The sequence below is a fragment of the Streptomyces sp. NPDC058864 genome (assembly GCF_042742985.1).
In the GTDB taxonomy this organism is placed as follows: Bacteria; Actinomycetota; Actinomycetes; order Streptomycetales; family Streptomycetaceae; genus Actinacidiphila.
The window spans coordinates 123,527-141,257 of record NZ_JBHYMQ010000016.1 but is presented as its reverse complement, the minus strand read 5'-3'; the positions used below and the strand labels follow the sequence as shown (position 1 = coordinate 141,257).

Below are 17,731 nucleotides of genomic sequence, written 5' to 3'. Positions count from 1 at the left end.
GCGCGCGGACGCACGGCTCACCCCGCCGCGGGCAGCTCGAAGCGGACGCCCGTGAGCTGTTCGGAGGCCGCCCACAGCAGCTCGCCGGCCCGGTCGTCGCGGGTCCACGGAGCGCGCCAGGAGGGCGCGGGGGAGCCCCGCCACCCCTGGAACCGGGGGCCGGTGAAGGAGTCGGGGAGCACGCCGGGCGCCGTGGCGGCGTACAGCAGCGGGAGCGCACCGGCGTCCGCGGACTGGGCGATCACCCGGTTGCCGAGGTTCACCACGCGTTCGACGGTCCGGCGGTTCTCCATGCGGGCGGCGCGGGTCTGCAACCCGGTGCTCGCGTAACCGGGGTGCGCCGCCGCGGCGACGGTGCCCGCGCCCGCGGCCGCCAGCCGCCGGGACAACTCGTGCACGAAGAGCAGGTTGGCGCTCTTGGAACGGGCGTACGCGATCCAACGCCGGTAGCGGCGTTCGCTGTTGAGGTCGCCGGGGTCGATGGCGGCGACCGCGTGCATGCCGCTGGAGACGGAGACGACGCGGGATCCCGGGGTGGCCAGCAGACGCGGCAGCAGCAGCCCGGTGAGGGCGAAGTGGCCGAGGTGGTTCACGCCCATCTGGGTCTCGAAGCCGTCGGCGGTGGTGCCGTACGGCAGGGCCATCACACCGGCGTTGTTGACCAGCAGGTCCAGCCCGGTGTCGTCGTACCCGGCGGCGAAGGCGCGCACCGACGACAGGTCCCCCAGGTCGAGGTGGCGGTATCCGGCGCGGGCGTCGGGGAGTTCGGCCTTCAGGCGGTCGACGGCCTCCTTGCCGCGCGCCTCGCTGCGGCAGGCGAGCAGCACCCTCGCGCCCCTGCGGGCGAGTTCGCGGGCGGTGCAGTAACCGATGCCGCTGTTCGCTCCGGTGACGACGGCCGTGCGGCCGCTCTGGTCGGGGATGTCGTTCGCGGTCCACACCATGCGCGCCAGCGTAGGGCCGCCGCGCCGCCCTTCACACGGGTGCGCGACGGCCCTTCGGCGTCAGGAGTGCGGGGGACGGTCCTCGCCGGTGCTGCCCGAGCCGAACTCGTCGCCCAGCTTGTCCTGAGCGGTGTCGACCTGGCGCTGGTACTTCCCGCCGGTCTTGTCGTCCAGCATGTCGCCGCCCTTGTCGATGCCCTTCTGGGCCTGGCTCTCGTGGCCCTTCAGCTTGGCCTTGATCTTGTCGAACATGGACATCGCTGTCCTCCTCGCCGTGAGTGGCACTGCTCTCAGCATCACCGCCCCGACGAAGATCCGCATCCGGAACCCACGGAGTCCGGAAACCGCAGGTCAGAGGCCTCGCACACGCCGCATCCGCGGCAGCCGCCCGCGTGGCGGCCACCCCCCGGAAGGTGTACGCGAATCCCGGGGCGCGGACCACGGGGGACCACCGGCCGGGGCGACGCGAGCCGACCGTGGCACGCCGGGCACGTCGCCCCGCCCGCCGGGGGCGTGCACGTCGCCCCTGGACAGGCGGCCGGAGGAGAGGCCGGCACGGGGCGGGGCGAGCCGGTGGAAGCCGGACGGGTCCGCGTGCGAGGCGCCGTGCCGGGCGGGGGCGACCGGCGGGTTCGCCGTCGCGCCGGGGCCCTCGGGACGCGTGCCGGATGGGCGACCGGTCAGGGGGCCGGGGAGACCCGGCCGCCGATGTCGACGGTGCCGTCGGGGTGGGGGCGGGTGAGGATCTGGGAGGCCACGCCCTGGCGGACGTCCAGCGGGCGTCCCAGTTCGGCGGTGAGCACCATCGCGGCGGCCCCGGTCGCCTCGTCCTCGACGATCGCGTCGCCGCGTCGCGGGAAGGCCCGCGCGCGGACGCGTCCGGCCGCCTCGTCCGCCCAGGCCCAGGCGTAGAGCCAGCCCTCGCCGGGCGGCGGCGCGGGCAGCGCGTCCACCTCGGCGGGTGAACCGAACCGCCGGGTGCGGCGTCCCGACGCCCACTCCGCGCGCCCGCGCACCCAGGTGAAGCCGCCCTCCGTCCAGGCCCTCACCTCGCCGGCCGGCGGCCGCAGCACCCCGGCCCCGAGCAACCACGCCGCCCCCACCGCCGGATGGCCCGCGAAGGGCAGCCGCACGCTCGGCGTCCAGATGTCGACGACGCCGCGTCCGGCGTCGTCGACGAAGACGGTCTCGCTGTAGCCGAGCTGCGCCGCCAGCCGCTGCCGCGCCTCCGCCCCGCGCACGGACGCGCCGTCCCGTACCACCCCGAGCAGGTTCCCGCCCCGTCCGTCGGGACCGGTGAACACCCGCAGCACCTCGACTTCGGTCATGGGCCGATTCAAGCAGGTCCCGGGCCCGTCACCGCATCCGCACCGGGAAGGCCGGGACCGACACCGCCTCGTCGTCGAGGCAGCGGCCGTTCTCGAGGTCGAAGCGCTGCTTGAGCAGCGGGGAGGCGACGAAGGCCCGGCCCTCGGCGGTGGAGCCGAGCAGCCCGCGGGACAGGACGTAGGCGCCGGTGAAGGGGTCGCGGTTGTCGATGGCGTACGGGCGCCCGTGCCGGTCGGTGAACAGGGCCGCCTGCCGGCCGTCGGGGAGGAGGGCGGCGACGCCGCGGCCGGGGGTGAGGGTGTCGTGGTCGCAGACGGCGAACCAGCCGGCGGTTCCGGGAAGGAGGACTTCGAGGTTCATGCGGTGGTGGTCCCTTCGAGGGTGCGGACGGGGAGCACGGGGCCGGCGAGCAGACCGAGGTCGGGCTTGACCTGGTCCCGCTCGGGGACGAAGCGGACGGAGGGGTCGGGCACGCCGGGCGCGTTGACGAAGGAGACGAAGCGCCGCAGCCGCTCCGGGTCGTCCAGCGTCTCGGCCCACTCGTCGCGGTAGTTGGCGACGTGGTCGGCCATCTGCCGCTCCAGCTCCGCGCAGATGCCGAGCGAGTCGTGCACGACGACGTCCCGTACGTGGCCGAGCCCGCCCTCGATCCGCTCCAGCCAGGCCGAGGTGCGCTCCAGGCGGTCGGCGGTGCGGATGTAGAACATCAGGAAGCGGTCGATCAGCCGGACCAGTTCGGCGTCTCCCAGGTCCTGGGCGAGCAGATCCGCGTGGCGCGGGGTGGCGCCGCCGTTGCCGCCGACATAGAGGTTCCAGCCGTTCGCGGTCGCGATGACGCCGAAGTCCTTGCTCCGCGCCTCCGCGCACTCGCGCTGGCAGCCGGAGACGGCGGACTTGAGCTTGTGCGGGGAGCGCAGGCCCCGGTAGCGCAGCTCCAGGTCGATGGCCATGCGGACGCTGTCCTGCACGCCGTAGCGGCACCAGGTCTGCCCGACGCAGGACTTCACGGTGCGCAGCGCCTTGCCGTACGCGTGCCCGGACTCGAAGCCGGCGTCCACCAGCCGGGCCCAGATGGCCGGGAGCTGGTCGACCCGGGCGCCGAACAGGTCGATCCGCTGCCCCCCGGTGATCTTCGTGTAGAGGCCGAAGTCGCGGGCCACCTCGCCGATCACGATCAGCTTCTCCGGGGTGATCTCACCGCCGGGGATGCGGGGCACGATCGAGTACGAGCCGTTGCGCTGCATGTTGGCCAGGAAGTGGTCGTTGGTGTCCTGCAGCGCCGCCTGCTCGCCGTCCAGGACGTAGCCGGAGGCGCCGATCGACGGGGCGAGCGAGGCGATGATCGAACCGACGGCCGGCTTGCAGACCTCGCAGCCGTCGCCGCCGCGGGCACCGTCACGGCCGTGCCGGTCGAGCAGCTCGCGGAAGCCGGTGATCCGCAGCGCCCGCACGATCTCGAAGAGCTCCTGGCGGGTGTGGGCGAAGCAGCCGCACAGCCCCTTGTCGACCTCGACGCCCGAGGCCTCCAGTTCCGCGGTGACCAGTTGGCCCAGCACTTTCACGCAACTGCCGCATCCGGTCCCGGCCCTGGTGCACTTCTTCACCTCGGGGACGGTGGCGCAGCCGTGTTCCGTGACCGCACCGCGGATCGTGCCCTTGGTGACGTTGTGACACGAGCAGATCACCGCCTCGTCCGGCAGCGCGGACGGGCCCAGCGCCACGGGGGCGCCGGCGCCCGCCGGCAGCACCAGCTGCTCCGCGGGGACCGGCGGCACCGAGCCGGTGAGCGGGCGCAGCATGCCGTACTGCTCGGCGTCGCCGACGAGGATGCCGCCCAGCAGCACACCCTCCGGGGAGACGACCAGCTTCTTGTAGACCCCGGAGCGGGAGTCGGAGTAGACCACGTCGAGGCAGCCCGCGGTCGCGCCGTGCGCGTCGCCGAAGGAGGCCACGTCCACGCCGAGCAGCTTCAGCTTGGTGGAGGTGTCGGCGCCGGTGAAGGAGCCCTCCTCGCCGGCGATCGCCTTCGCCGCGGTCTCCGCCATGTCGTAGCCGGGCGCCACCAGGCCGTACACCCGGCCGTCCGAGGCGAGGGCGCACTCGCCGATCGCGAAGACGTTCGGGTCCTCGGTGCGGCAGGACGCGTCGACGACGATGCCGCCGCGCTCGCCGACCGGCAGCCCGCACTCCCTGGCGAGCTGGTCGCGCGGCCGTACGCCCGCCGAGAAGACCACCAGGTCGACGTCGAGCGCGGAGCCGTCCGACAGCGCCATGGCCCGGACCGAGCCGTCGCCGGCCGTCAGGATCTCCTGCGTGCCCACCCCCGTGTGCACGGCCACGCCCATGTCCTCGACGGTGCGGCGCAGCGCCTCGCCGCCGCCCTCGTCGACCTGCACCGGCATCAGCCGGGGGGCGAACTCCACGACGTGCGTGTCCAGTCCGAGCCCCTTGAGGGCGCCCGCCGCCTCCAGCCCGAGGAGCCCGCCGCCGACCACCGCGCCGGTGCGGGAGGTCATCGCGTACTCCTCGATCGCCAGCAGGTCCTCGATGGTGCGGTAGACGAAGCAGCCGCCCGCGTCCTTGCCGGGGACCGGCGGCACGAAGGGGTAGGAGCCGGTGGCGAGCACCAGGGTGTCGTAGCCGACGGTGAGGCCGGAGCGGGCGGTGACGGTCCTTGTCTCCCGGTCGATCGTCACCGCCGGGTCGCCCAGGTGCAGTTCGATGCCGTGCTCCGCCATGAAGCCGGCCTCCACCAGGGAGAGCGCCTCGGGGCCGGTGCCGGCGAAGTACGAGCTGAGGTGGACGCGGTCGTACGCCGGGCGGGGCTCCTCGCAGAGCACCACCACCCGGGCCCGGGAGGTCAGGCCCCGGTCGGCCAGCGCCTCCAGGAACCGCTGTCCGACCATCCCGTGGCCGACGAGCACGATGGTGGGCGTGGTCATGTGTCAGGACCCTCCGTTGTCGGTGAGCAGGTGGAGCGGGGACCCGGGCAGTGGCTCGTCGCCCTCCCAGGTGCGGGCCAGGGTGCCCACGGTGCTGAGGTCGCCGAGGAGGATGCCGCCGACGAGGCGGTCACCGCGCAGGACGACCTTCCGGTAGGCGCCGCGCGTGGCGTCGGCGAGGCGGAGCACGTCGTCGCCCGGGGCGGGGGCGGTCTCGCCGAAGGAGGCGATGTCCAGGGCCGCCGGGCCGTTGAGGGTGAGCCGGGTCAGCGAACGGGTGCCGCCGTACCGCGGCGCCGGGCCGGCCGTCAGGACGTCCGCCAGCACGTCCGCCTGCTCGGTGGCCGGGCCCGCGAGGCCGTAGACGACCCCGTCGTGCTGGGCGCAGTCGCCGATGGCGTGGACCGACGGGTCCGAGGTGCGCAGCGCGTCGTCCACCACCACCCCCTTGGCGACCGCGAGGCCCGCCGCCTGGGCGAGCCCGACCCGCGGCCGGACGCCGCAGGCCAGCACGACCAGGTCGGTGCCGAGGCGGTAGCCGTCGGCGAGTTCGACCGCGGTGACGACGGGACGCGCCCCCCGGCCGTCACCGGCGGCCCGTCGCGGCGTCCCGGCGGGCCCGCTTCCCGCACGCGCCGCCATGGCCGGCCGCGACTGCCGCGACGGCTCCGCGTCGCCGCCCTCGTCGCGGGCCGGCAGACCGCGCACCCGGCACTGGGTGTGCACCTCGACGCCCAGCCCCTCCAGGTGCGAGCGCAGCAACTCCGAGGCACCGGCGTCGAGATGGCGTTCCATCAGGTGCTCGCCCTGGGTGGCGACGACCACTTCGGCCCCGCGCGCCGCCAGTGCCCGCGCCGCCGACACCCCGAGCAGCCCGCCGCCGACGACCACCGCGCGGGAGCCGGGGCGCACCGCCGCCGACAGCGCCAGGCAGTCGTCCATCGTCCGGAAGGCGTGCACCCCCTCCGGGAACGTGCCGCTGTCCTCCGCGAACAGCCCTCGCAGCGGCGGCAGGACCGGATTGGAGCCGGTCGCCAGCACCAGCCGGTCGTACCGGACCACGCCGCCGTCGTCGCAGACCACGGCCCGCTCGTCGCGGTCGATCCGCACCACCCGGACACCCCGGCGCAGCACCGCGCCGGGCATCCCCGGCAGGGCGACCGCCTCCGGCGCGTACCGGCCCGCCAGCACCTCCGCGAGCAGCACCCGGTTGTACGGGGTGTGCCGCTCCTCGCCGATCACCGTGACGTCCGCGCCGGAGGACGCCAGACGCTGCGCGAGGCGCGCCCCCGCCATTCCGCCGCCGACCACCACCATCCTCATGGCACGAGCCTGCGGTCCCGCTGTTACCCGGCCGCATCCCCGCCGTTTCCCCCGGGGAACAGTGCCCTCAGCGCCCGCCCGGCCCCGCTGTGAGCCCGAAACGGCCTCCGGCTACGGCCGGTCGACCCTGATCATGGCGATACCGGGCCGGACCTTGGCCACCGACGCGAAGTCCTGATCGGCGTGGATCAGCGTCAGGCCGTGGGCCTCCGCGGTCAGCGCGACGAGGATGTCCATGGGCGACGGTCCCCTGTGGTGCCCGATGCCGATCAGATCACGCTGCACGGCGCGGATCCGGCGCCAGGGGTCGTCGAGCGCCGGGCACCAGCCGAAGGTCCGGCGCAGTACGGCGAGGAACGGCTCGTACTCGCGATCGGAGCGCACACCGGTCAACAACTCCGCTTCGACCGGCGGGCACATGGCGACCAGCCCCCGGGCCACGTGCGTGGGCCACGGCTCGGGGATCTGCCGCCGCAACAGGCGCCACACCGCCGAGGTGTCGGCGAGGTAGCTCATCGGCCGCCGCGCTCCTGCTCCGCCAGGTAGTCGAAGTCCAGGACGTCCTCGGCGTGCTCCTGGAGCCATGCGAGCCCGCGGGCACGGTCGTCGGCGCTCGTCCCGGCCGCTATCGACAGGGCCAGGTTGATCGTCTCGCGCTTCGTCTTGGTGCCGAGCTGCCGCTGGGCGAGGGCGAGCATCGCGTCGTCCAGATCGATGACCGTGCGTGCCATGACCACCTCCCGGTTGATATCAAGCAGGATGCCTGTATATCAACAGCGATATCAGACGTCGATGGCCCGCGGCTGCGCCCGCTCGACGCGGACCGCGCACACCTTGAACTCGGGCATCCGTGAGGTCGGGTCGAGCGCCGGATTGGTGAGGGTGTTCGCCCGGCCCTCGCCCGCCCAGTGGAAGGGCATGAAGACCGTGTCCGGACGGATGGCGCGGTCCACCCTGGCCGGCGCCACCGCGCGGCCCCGGCGGGACGTGACGGCCACCGGGTCGCCCTCGGCGACGCCGATGCGCTCGGCCAGACGCGGGTGGAGCTGCACGAACGGGCCGGGCGCGGCGGCGTTCAGCTCCGCCACCCGCCGCGTCTGGGCGCCCGACTGGTACTGCGCAGGCACCCGGCCGGTCGTCAGGTAGAGCGGGAACTCCCCGTCCGGCTCCTCGGCCGCCGGCCGGTGCAGCACCGGCACGAACCTGGCCCGGCCGTCCGGCGTCGCGAACCGGTCGAGGAACAGCCGGGGCGTGCCCGGATGCACGGCGGCCTCCCCGGCCGGGACGTCCGGGCACGGCCAGAACACCCCGTCCTCCGCCTCGATCCGGCGGTAGGTGATCCCCGAGTAGTCCGCGGGCCCGCCCGCCGACGCGCGGCGCAGCTCCGCGAAGACCTCCTCCGGGTCGGCCGGGAAGCCCTTCTCCCGGCCCAGCCGCGAGGCCAGCGCGTTCAGCACGTACAGGTCGCTGCGCACGCCCTCCGGCGGGTCCACGGCCCTGCGCCGCAGCAGCACCCTGCCCTCCAGGTTCGTCATGGTGCCCGTCTCCTCGGCCCACTGCGTCACCGGCAGCACCACGTCGGCCATCGCCGCCGTCTCCGACAGGACCACGTCGCACACGGCGAGGAAGTCCAGCGCCGCGATGCGCTCCGTGACGTGCGCCGCCCGCGGCGCGGAGACCACCGGGTTGGAGCCCATCAGCAGCAGGCCCCGCACGTCCCCGCCCAGCGCGTCCAGCAGCTCGTACGCGCTGCGCCCCGGCCCCGGCAGGTCGTCCGGGTCGACCCCCCACACCCCGGCCACGTGGTCGCGCGCCGCCGGGTCGTCGAGCCTGCGGTAGCCCGGGAGCTGGTCGGCCTTCTGGCCGTGCTCCCGGCCGCCCTGGCCGTTGCCCTGGCCCGTCAGGCAGCCGTAACCCGACAGCGGCCGCCCGGCGCGGCCCGTCGCCAGGCACAGGTTGATCCACGCGCTCACGGTGTCCGTGCCCTTCGACTGCTGCTCCGGGCCGCGCGCGGTCAGCACCATCGCCTCCGGCACGCCGCAGAACATCTCCACCGCCTCACGCAGCCGCGGCACCGGCACCCCCGTGATCCGCTCGACCAGCTCGGGCCAGAGCGTCATCGCCGCGGCGCGCGCCTCCGGCCAGCCGGTCGTCCGTTCCGCGACGAAGCCCTCGTCCACGCGGCCCTCCGCGACCACCAGGTGCAGCAGGCCCAGCGCGAGGGCGAGGTCGGTGCCCGGACGCGGCTGCAGGTGCAGGTCGGCGTGCTCGGCGGTGCGCGTGCGGCGCGGGTCGACGACGATCAGGCGGCCGCCGTTCTCCCTCAGCTCCGTGAAGTAGCGCAGCGCGGGCGGCATCGTCTCGGCCGGGTTCGAGCCGACCAGGATCACGCAGCCGGTCCGCGGGATGTCCGCCAGCGGGAACGGCAGGCCCCGGTCCAGCCCGAAGGCCCTGGTGTGGGCGGCCGCGGCGGAGGACATGCAGAAGCGGCCGTTGTAGTCGATCTGGGACGTCCGCAGCACGACGCGGGCGAACTTGCCCAGGGCGTACGCCTTCTCGTTCGTCAGGCCCCCGCCGCCGAAGACGCCGACGGCGTCGGGCCCGTGGCCGGCCCGCACCCGCAGCAGGCCCTCCGCGACCCGGTCCAGGGCGTCCTCCCAGGGGGCCGGCTCCAGCCGCCCGGAGGCGCGGTCCCTGACCAGCGGGCCGGTCAGCCGTGCCGCCGGGGACAGCACGGCGGGCGCGGTGCGGCCCTTTCCGCAGAGGGCGCCCCTGTTCACGGGGAAGTCCCGCTCCACGACGTCCGGGACGCCTCCCGCGTTGCGGACCAGGCCCATTCCGCACTGCAGGGCGCAGTAGGGGCAGTGGGTGTCGACGGTGCCGTCGGCGCTCGCGCTCATGCCGTCCACGATGCGGCGCCGGTGTTTCGCGCCGCGCGCGTCGGCGTTACGCGGGGCGCACGGGGCGCTCCCTGCGGGGCCGTGCCGGGTGTGAGACGGTGCGGGCGCGTTGTGGTTGCGGTTTGGCTTTTTCCCCGCCCGCCCGTTGCCCCGGGACGGTTGGTGCGGGTCGGCGCCCGGTTTCGTTGGTGGGCCGGGGGCGGGGCCTCCGGGGTGGGCATTCTGTACCGCATATTTATGTGCATGGCGGGCAATCCGAATGGGCGCCGCTCTGCCGCACAACAAATACACGTCAGCGTCCAGAACGCCCACCCCTACGACCCCACCCCCTCCCTATCGCGAGCGACCAACGCCCGGTGGGGGGTGATGAAGCAGTCCGGGGTCACCCCGGATTGCCTCCTCACCGACCCGGCCCAAGGACGGGGGAGGGCAGGCGGGCGGCTAACGGCCGGTGGGGGGATGAAGCGGTCCGGGGTGACCCCGGACCGCCTCTTCACCCCCCTCCGGCCGTCATGCGCCCACTCAGCGGGAGGGGGTGTGGCGGGGTGCGCCCGGAAGCGACGAGCGGTGATGCCGGTGACGCAATGACCCGGCGAATCCGCGAGCGCTGAGGACGTGCGCCGGCGCGCCACCGACCCAGGCACACGGGTGCGAGGCGGTCACTGACCGACCGGGGCCACGGGAGGGCGGGCGGGAGAACAGCCCGCCGCAGGCGCAAACAACCCGCACACGACAACCGGCCGCAACCACAACCCCGGAGACCCCCGGAGGGTCACCGCAGGGCGCGTCGCACCCCGGGCTCGCGGGGGCCGAGGAAACGCGGATCAGGGGTGAAGGCCGCGTCGAAGGCGGCCTTCACCGCTCCCGCGACCTCGCGGGTGCCGCCGTAGTACCAGGTCGCGTCGTGCCGCTCGTCGACCCCGATCCCGTACGCCTCGATCCCGGCGGCCCCGCACAGCGCCAGCGCCCGCCGTATGTGGAAGCCCTGGCTCACCAGCAGCGCCCGGTCGACGCCGAAGACGCGCCGGGCCCGGGCGCAGGAGTCCCACGTGTCGAAGCCCGCGTAGTCGAGGACGACCTTGTCCCGGGGCACCCCGTGCGCGGCCAGGTAGTCCCGCATCGCGGTGGGCTCGTCGTAGTCGGTGCGGCTGTTGTCGCCCGTGACGAGGACCGCCCGCACCTTGCCGGCCGCCCACAGCTCGGCGGCCGCGTCGAGGCGGTGGGCCAGGTAGGGGGAGGGCTCGCCGTTCCACAGGCCGGCGCCGAAGACGACGGCGACGGGTTCCGCCGGGGCGTCCGCCACAGTACGGACCCGGTCGTCCGCCGTGAGCCGCAGCCACGTCGCGGGGAGGAGCGTCAGGACGCCCACCGCCACGGCGGCCCACAGCAGGCGCCGCCGCCCCCGCCTGGACCGCGGCAGCCGCGCGAGCCCCCGCAGCCGCGCAAGCCCCCGCAGCCGCGCGAGCCCGCGCAGCCGCGCGAGCCCCCGCAGGACGGCCTTCACCCGCGCCCCCGGCGCCTTGCGGTTTCCGCTTTCCTCCACGTCCGAGTCGACGTCCCGCACGTCCCTGCGGTTCCATGATGATGATGCGTGACGACCATTCCCGCCTCCCGTTCTTCGTGTACGGGACCTTGCGGCCCGGCGAGATCAACCACTCGTGGCTGCTGCGCGGCCGGACGACGTCGGAGACGCCCGCCGTGCTGCACGGCGCGCTGCTGTTCGACGGCCCCGGTTACCCGTACGCCGTTGGGGACGAGCGCGGCCGGATCCACGGCGACGTGATCCATCCGGTCGAGGACCTGTACCAGGAGGTGCTCGCGGACCTCGACCGTCTGGAGGAGTACAGCCCGGGCGCGTCCGGGAACCTGTACGAGCGTGTGGTCCGCGACGTGCGCACGTACTCCGGGCAGACGCTGCCCGCCTGGGTGTACCTGGCGGCCGCGGACCACGAGCGGGAGCTGCGCGAGAAGGGCCGCCCCATCGCCGGCGGCGACTGGAAGCACCGCTGACGGACGTCGCGCGCGGCCCCTCACGGCGGTGCGCGGGGGGTGTGATGCGGCGGAAACCAGTCGTCATGCCGGTGCAACGGCCCGGCAACGCCCGCTCGCGACACTCGGTCCATGACGGCCGAGGAACCCGCGCCGCACGGCGCGCCAGGACCGGACCACTTCGACAGCACGGCGCAGCTGATGTCCCGGATCACCGCGCAGCTCAGCAGCCGGCTCGCCCGGGTGACGCTGCACTCCGCACGTCCCCCGGTCCTGGTCGCCGTCGCGCACGGCAGCCGGGACCCTGAGGCGCTGCGCACCGCGCGGGCCCTGCTCGACCGGATCAGGGAGCTGCGCCCGGGGCTGACCGTGCGGCTGGGCCACATAGAGATCGACGAGCCCGCCCTGGACGACGCCCTCGCCGCCCTGCACGGCGAGGCGGTCCTGGTGCCGCTGATGCTGACCCGTGGCCACCACGTCGGACGGGACATCCCCGGGGCGCTGGCCCGTGCCCCGCACCTGCGCGGGCGGGTCGCGGCGCCGCTCGGGCCGCACCCGCTGCTCGCCGAGGCGCTGCACGACCGCCTGGCCGAGGCGGGCTGGCGCACCGGCTCCGCGCGGGCCGCCCGGCGTGCCGGGGTCGTGCTGGCCGCCGCCGGGTCCCGGGACCCGCGGTCGGCCCGGGACACCGAGGCGACGGCGGCGCTGCTGCGGGACCGGCTGGGCGGTGACGTCCCGGTGGTGCCCGCGTACGCGTCGGCCGGCCCGGACGTCGCCGCGGCGGTGCGGCGGCTGGCGGCCGCGGGCCGGGACCGGGTCGCCGTGGCGTCCTGCTTCGCCGCGCCGGGCCGCTTCGCGACGGCGACGGCCGCCGCGGCGCCGTGGATCGCCGCCGCCCCGCTCGGCGCGCATCCGGCGATGGCGGCGCTGGTGCTGCACCGCTACGACCGGGCGCGGGCCGGGACGGCCGGTTCCGCCGCCGCGGCGCAGCCGGCCACGGCGTAGCCACCGGTACCCGGTCGTGCCCGCTACCGTCGCGGTATGGACGCGAACCACCCCGCGGCGGCCGACTACGCCCCCTACAGCGAAGCCGACACCGAACGCTATGTGCCCGAGCCCGACAAGCGGCCCGGCCGCACGTCGTTCCAGCGGGACCGGGCCCGCATGCTGCACTCCGCGGGGCTGCGCAGGCTGGCCGGGAAGACGCAGGTGGTGGATCCGGTCGACGACGCCCGGGCGATCAACAGCAGCCCGCGGACCCGGCTGACGCACAGCCTGGAGTGCGCCCAGGTCGGCCGGGAGCTCGGCGCGGCCCTCGGCTGCGACCCGGACCTGGTGGAGACCGCCTGCCTGGCGCACGACATCGGCCATCCGCCCTTCGGCCACAACGGGGAGATGGTGCTCGCCGAGGTCGCGGCCGGCTGCGGCGGCTTCGAGGGCAACGCCCAGAGCCTGCGCATCCTGACCCGCCTGGAGCCAAAGCGTTTCGCCCATGCCGAGGACGGCACCCTGGTCAGCGTGGGTCTCAACCTGACCCGGGCGGCGCTGGACGCGGCGACGAAGTACCCGTGGCCGCGCGGCGGGCACCCCACCGACCCCACCAGCCCGAAGTTCGGCGTGTACGAGGACGACCTGCCGGTCTTCGAGTGGCTGCGCCGCACGGCCCCCGCGGACCGCCCGTACGTGCAGTGCTTCGAGGCGCAGGTGATGGACTGGGCCGACGACGTGGCGTACTCGGTCCACGACGTCGAGGACGGGCTGCACGCCGGCCACCTGGACCCGGCGGTGCTGCAGGCCGAGCCCGAGCGCCGCGAGATCTTCGCCGTCGCCGCCGGCCGCTACGCCCCCGGGGCGGCCGAGGACGAGCTCGCCGAGGCCCTGGACCGGCTGCTGGACATGGAGTGGTGGCCGCACGGCTACGACGGCTCGGCCATCGCGCAGGCCCGGCTGAAGGACGCCACCTCGCAGCTGATCGGCCGCTTCTGCCTGGCCGCCGAGCACGCCACCCGGGACGCCTACGGCACCGGCCGGCTCACCCGCCACCGCGCCCAGCTGGTCGTCCCGCGTGACCAGCGGCTGGAGTGCGCGGTCCTGAAGGCGGTCGCCGACCGGTACGTCATGCAGCGCGAGGCGCAGGAGCGGCGGCGCGCCCAGCAGCGGGTGGTCATCGGGGAGCTCGCCGAGGCCCTGCTGGCCAGGGCGCCGGAGGGGCTGGACCCGCAGTTCCGCGGCATCTTCGACGCGGCCAAGGACGACCGGGCCCGGCAGCGCGCCGTCGTCGACCAGATCGCCTCGCTCACCGACGCCGCCGCGACCGCCCTGCACGCCCGGCTCACCGCCCCCCGGTGAGCCCCCGGCGGGCCCCTGCCCGCCCCCGCGCGCCGTGCCGCCCCCGTTCCCGGTCGGCGCGGCACTCTTCACGTCGGCCCTGCCGTGCGGGACGCTCACATGACTGGCAATTGCCAGAGGGAGGGCCGCCGGGCACCCGAGGACACCAGGGAGGCGCACAGTGGTGGACGCAGACCACACATTCGTCATCGTCGGGGCGGGGCTCGCCGGGGCGAAAGCGGCGGAGACGCTGCGCTCCGAGGGTTTCACCGGCCGCGTGATACTGATCGGGGACGAACGCGACCACCCCTACGAACGACCCGCGCTCTCCAAGGGCTTCCTGCTGGGCAACGAGGAGCGCGACTCGGTCTTCGTCCATCCCGCCTCCTGGTACGCCGAGCACGACGTCGAACTCCACCTCGGCCAGCCGGTCACCGGCCTGGACCGGACCGGCAAGCGGATCACCCTGGGCGACGGCACCTCCATCCCGTACGACAGGCTGCTGCTGACCACCGGCGCCGAGCCGCGCCGGCTGGACATCCCCGGCACCGACCTGGCCGGGGTGCACCACCTGCGCCGCCTCGCGCACGCCGAACGGCTGAAGAACGTGCTGACCTCGCTCGGCCGCGAGAACGGCCACCTGGTCATCGCCGGGGCGGGCTGGATCGGCCTGGAGGTGGCGGCCGCCGCCCGCGGGTACGGGGTCGAGGTCACGGTCGTCGAGCCGCAGCCGTGCCCGCTGCACTCCGTCCTCGGCCCGGAGCTCGGCGAGGTCTTCGCCGACCTGCACCGCGAGCACGGGGTGCGCTTCCACTTCGGCGCGCGGCTCACCGGGATCACCGGCCAGGACGGCATGGTGATGTCGGTGCTCACCGACGACGGCGAGGAGCACCCCGCCCACCACGTGCTCGCGGCGATCGGCGCCGCCCCGCGCACCGCGCTCGCCGAGGCCGCCGGGCTCGCCCTCGCCGACCGCGCCGCCGGCGGCGGCATCGCGGTGGACGCGTCCCTGCGTACCTCCGACCCCGACGTCTTCGCCGCCGGCGACGTCGCCAACGCCGAACACCCCCTGCTGGGCGGCCGGTTGCGGGTCGAGCACTGGGCGAACGCGCTCAACAGCGGGCCCGTGGCGGCGCGGGCCATGCTGGGCCGGGACGTCGTGTACGACCGGGTCCCGTACTTCTTCACCGACCAGTACGACCTCGGCATGGAGTTCTCCGGGCACGCCGCCCCCGGCACCTACGACCAGGTGCTGGCCCGGGGCGACGTCGGCAAGCGGCAGTTCATCGCCTTCTGGCTGCGCGAGGGCCGGGTGCTGGCCGGGATGAACGTCAATGTGTGGGACGTGACCGACACCGTCCAGAAGCTGATCCGCTCGGGCCGCCGGGTCGACACCGACGCGCTGGCCGACCCCACGGTGCCGCTGGCCTCCCTGCTGGAGTGAGCGCGCAGGCGACCGCCTAGCATGGCTGCCATGGAGCCCAGGACCGCCGTCGTACCCGTCGAGGACATCTTCGATCTGCGCTGGAGGGTCCTGCGGCCGGGGCTTCCGCGGGAGTCGGCGATCTTCCTGGAGGACGGTCACCCGCTCGCCTTCCACATGGCGGCCTACGGCGACGGCGGCGACGAGGTCGTGGCGTGCGTCACGTTCTTCCCGGAGCAACTGCCCGGCGACACCGCGATCGCGTACCGGATCCGCGGCATGGCCAGCGCCCCCGAGGTCCGCGGCCGCGGCTACGGGGCGGCGCTGCTGCACGCCGCGCTGGAGCAGGCCCGGCAGCGCGGGGCCGAGCTGGTGTGGTGCAACGGCCGCACCTCGGCCCGCGGCTTCTGGGAGGGGCAGGGCTTCACCGTGGTGGGGGAGGAGTTCGTGCTGCAGCCGGCCGGGCCGCACTTCCTCTTCGTCGCCAAGCTGGTCTGACCTTCCGCGGGCCGCGCCGTAGAATCCCTGTGTGGCTGGGCGGATCAGGGACGAAGACGTCAAGACGGTGCGGGACGCGGTCCCGATCGACGCCGTCGTGTCCGAGTACCTCCAGCTCAGGAACGCGGGCGGCGGCAACCTCAAGGGTCTGTGCCCCTTCCACGACGAGAAGTCCCCCTCCTTCCACGTGAGCCCGAGCAAGGGGCTCTACCACTGCTTCGGCTGCCAGGAGGGCGGCGACACCCTCGACTTCGTGATGAAGGTCGACCACCTGTCCTTCTCCGAGGCCGTGGAGAGGCTCGCCGCCGTGGCGGGCATCACACTGCGGTACGAGGAGGGCGGCTACACCCCGGGCCGCCAGCAGGGCGAGCGGATCCGGCTGATCGAGGCGCACAAGGCGGCCGCGCAGTTCTACGTCGAGCAGCTGGGCGGCGCCGAGGCCGAGATCGGCCGCAAGTTCCTCGCCGAGCGCGGCTTCGACCAGGCCGCCGCCGAGCACTTCGGCGTCGGCTACGCCCCGGCGGGCTGGGACCACCTCGTCCGCTTCCTGCGCGGCAAGGGCTTCACCGACCGCGAGCTGATCGTCTCCGGGCTGGCCAGCGAGAGCCGCCGCGGCGGCGCCATCGACCGCTTCCGCGGCCGGCTGATCTGGCCGATCCGCGACATCACCGGCGAGGTCATCGGCTTTGGCGCGCGCAAGCTGCGCGAGGACGACCAGGGCCCGAAGTACCTCAACACCCCCGAGACGCCGATCTACAAGAAGTCCCAGGTCCTGTACGGCATCGACCTGGCGAAGAAGGAGATCGCCCGCACCAGCCGGGCCGTCGTCGTCGAGGGGTACACCGACGTCATGGCCTGCCATCTCGCGGGCGTCACCACCGCCATCGCGACCTGCGGCACCGCCTTCGGCGGCGATCACATCAAGATCCTCCGCCGGCTGCTGATGGACAACTCGGGCGCCGAGGTCGTCTTCACCTTCGACGGCGACGAGGCCGGCCAGAAGGCCGCCCTGCGCGCCTTCGAGGACGACCAGAAGTTCGCCGCCGAGACCTCCATCGCCATCACCCCGGGCGGTATGGACCCCTGTGACCTGCGCCTCGCCGAGGGCGACGCCGCCGTGCAGCGGCTGGTCGACACCCGTACCCCGCTGTTCGCCTTCGCCCTGACGTCGGTCGTCGCCCGCTACAACCTCGACACCGCCGAGGGCCGGGCCTCCGCGCTGGAGGCGGGCGCGCCCATCGTCGCTGGCATCAAGAACGCCGCCATCCAGCACGAGTACGCGGTGCAGTTGGCAGGCATGCTCGGCATCCTCGACTCGCAGTTCGTGGTGCGCCGTGTCGCCCAGCTCGCCCGCTGGCAGCGCGAACGCCGCCAGTCCGGCGGGCCCTCGGGCCCGGGCGGCCCGGGCGGCACCCGCGGCGGTCCGCCGCAGGGTCAGCAGGCGGCCCCCGCGGGACCCGCCGTGCCGCGCGGTCCGCGGCTGGACCTGCGCAGCCCGGCGCACCGCGTCGAGCGCGAGCTGCTCAAGCTGGCCCTGCAGCACCCCGGGCTGGTCTCCCCGGCCTTCGACGCCTACGGGGAGGACGAGTTCACCGCCCCGCCCTACATCGCCGTGCGCCGTGCCATCACCGAGGCGGGCGGCGCGGAGTCCGCGGACGGCGGGTACCTCGCCCGCGTGCGGGACGTCGCGCCGGACGACACCGTGCGCAGCATGGTGACGGAACTCGCCGTCGAGGCCGTGATGCACAAGGCCCCGGACATCTACGCGGGCGAGGTCCTCGTCAGGGTCCGGCTGCTCGCGGTGGACCGCCGCGTCAACGAGGTCCGGGCCTCCCTCGCCCGGCTCGGCCCGCGTGCGGACGAGGCCCGGCTCGCGGCCGTCCAGGGCGAGTTGTGGGCGCTCCAGCAGTACGGCCAGCGCCTGCGCGAGCAGGGCGCCGCCGCCCTCTGAGCCGGGCCGCGGACGGCCGTCCGGTCCGGGAACGGGCGGGGGCACCGGCGTGACGAGGGGGTTGCCCTCCGTAGCAAAAAAGCGGCGCACGACCCTCGTGGGCA

The 17,731-nt window shown here is 74.7% G+C and carries 16 protein-coding genes; 6 read left to right on the top strand and 10 right to left on the bottom strand.

Annotated features, from left to right (window positions below; translation table 11 throughout):
* Positions 1–17 precede the first annotated feature (17 nt).
* From ACFW3D_RS15590 to ACFW3D_RS15545, 10 genes are all read right to left on the bottom strand, one after another.
* The gene (locus ACFW3D_RS15590) at positions 18–944 is read right to left on the bottom strand and encodes an oxidoreductase (RefSeq protein WP_500504659.1); all 927 of its coding nucleotides are present in this window, start codon (positions 942–944) and stop codon (positions 18–20) included.
* Positions 945–1,004: 60 nt separating this feature from the next.
* Positions 1,005–1,202, bottom strand: coding sequence for an antitoxin (locus ACFW3D_RS15585; protein WP_500504658.1), 198 nt, complete (start codon positions 1,200–1,202; stop codon positions 1,005–1,007).
* A 422-nt stretch (positions 1,203–1,624) separates the two neighbouring features.
* On the bottom strand, positions 1,625–2,272 hold the full coding sequence (locus tag ACFW3D_RS15580) for a PhzF family phenazine biosynthesis protein (protein WP_500504657.1): 648 nt from the start codon (positions 2,270–2,272) through the stop codon (positions 1,625–1,627).
* A 28-nt stretch (positions 2,273–2,300) separates the two neighbouring features.
* The gene (nirD, locus tag ACFW3D_RS15575; protein WP_500504656.1) at positions 2,301–2,633 is read right to left on the bottom strand and encodes a nitrite reductase small subunit NirD; all 333 of its coding nucleotides are present in this window, start codon (positions 2,631–2,633) and stop codon (positions 2,301–2,303) included.
* The gene (gene nirB / locus ACFW3D_RS15570) at positions 2,630–5,215 is read right to left on the bottom strand and encodes a nitrite reductase large subunit NirB (RefSeq protein ID WP_500504655.1); all 2,586 of its coding nucleotides are present in this window, start codon (positions 5,213–5,215) and stop codon (positions 2,630–2,632) included. Before nirB ends, nirD begins: the two co-directional genes overlap by 4 nt.
* 3 nt (positions 5,216–5,218) lie before the next feature.
* A complete protein-coding gene (locus ACFW3D_RS15565) occupies positions 5,219–6,532 on the bottom strand; it encodes an NAD(P)/FAD-dependent oxidoreductase (RefSeq protein WP_500504677.1) in 1,314 nt (437 codons plus the stop codon).
* Between the two features lie 117 nt (positions 6,533–6,649).
* Positions 6,650–7,054: a PIN domain-containing protein gene (locus tag ACFW3D_RS15560; protein ID WP_500504654.1), complete on the bottom strand. Its 405-nt coding sequence runs from the start codon at positions 7,052–7,054 to the stop codon at positions 6,650–6,652.
* Positions 7,051–7,269 carry a type II toxin-antitoxin system VapB family antitoxin gene (locus ACFW3D_RS15555; protein WP_378360713.1) on the bottom strand — a complete coding sequence of 73 codons (219 nt, stop codon included), beginning with the start codon at positions 7,267–7,269 and terminating at the stop codon, positions 7,051–7,053. Before ACFW3D_RS15555 ends, ACFW3D_RS15560 begins: the two co-directional genes overlap by 4 nt.
* 51 nt (positions 7,270–7,320) lie before the next feature.
* Positions 7,321–9,438, bottom strand: coding sequence for a molybdopterin oxidoreductase family protein (locus tag ACFW3D_RS15550; RefSeq protein WP_500504653.1), 2,118 nt, complete (start codon positions 9,436–9,438; stop codon positions 7,321–7,323).
* 772 nt (positions 9,439–10,210) lie between these two features.
* Positions 10,211–10,912, bottom strand: coding sequence for a SanA/YdcF family protein (locus ACFW3D_RS15545; RefSeq protein ID WP_500504676.1), 702 nt, complete (start codon positions 10,910–10,912; stop codon positions 10,211–10,213).
* Positions 10,913–11,025: 113 nt separating this feature from the next.
* On the opposite strand from ACFW3D_RS15545, the gene ACFW3D_RS15540 reads away from it, so the two are divergent.
* The 6 genes from ACFW3D_RS15540 to dnaG all read left to right on the top strand — a co-directional run bounded on the left by ACFW3D_RS15540 (position 11,026) and on the right by dnaG (position 17,627).
* Positions 11,026–11,448 (top strand): gamma-glutamylcyclotransferase family protein, encoded by a 423-nt coding sequence (locus ACFW3D_RS15540; RefSeq protein ID WP_500504675.1) that lies wholly within the window; start codon positions 11,026–11,028, stop codon positions 11,446–11,448.
* Between the two features lie 111 nt (positions 11,449–11,559).
* Entirely contained in the window at positions 11,560–12,432 is an 873-nt protein-coding gene (locus ACFW3D_RS15535; RefSeq protein WP_500504652.1) for a sirohydrochlorin chelatase, read from the top strand.
* 36 nt (positions 12,433–12,468) lie between these two features.
* Positions 12,469–13,776 (top strand): deoxyguanosinetriphosphate triphosphohydrolase, encoded by a 1,308-nt coding sequence (locus tag ACFW3D_RS15530; RefSeq protein WP_500504651.1) that lies wholly within the window; start codon positions 12,469–12,471, stop codon positions 13,774–13,776.
* Between the two features lie 160 nt (positions 13,777–13,936).
* Positions 13,937–15,199: an NAD(P)/FAD-dependent oxidoreductase gene (locus ACFW3D_RS15525; protein ID WP_500504650.1), complete on the top strand. Its 1,263-nt coding sequence runs from the start codon at positions 13,937–13,939 to the stop codon at positions 15,197–15,199.
* A 30-nt stretch (positions 15,200–15,229) separates the two neighbouring features.
* The gene (locus ACFW3D_RS15520) at positions 15,230–15,676 is read left to right on the top strand and encodes a GNAT family N-acetyltransferase (RefSeq protein ID WP_500504649.1); all 447 of its coding nucleotides are present in this window, start codon (positions 15,230–15,232) and stop codon (positions 15,674–15,676) included.
* Positions 15,677–15,707: 31 nt separating this feature from the next.
* Positions 15,708–17,627: a DNA primase gene (dnaG, locus tag ACFW3D_RS15515; protein WP_500504648.1), complete on the top strand. Its 1,920-nt coding sequence runs from the start codon at positions 15,708–15,710 to the stop codon at positions 17,625–17,627.
* Positions 17,628–17,731 lie beyond the last annotated feature (104 nt).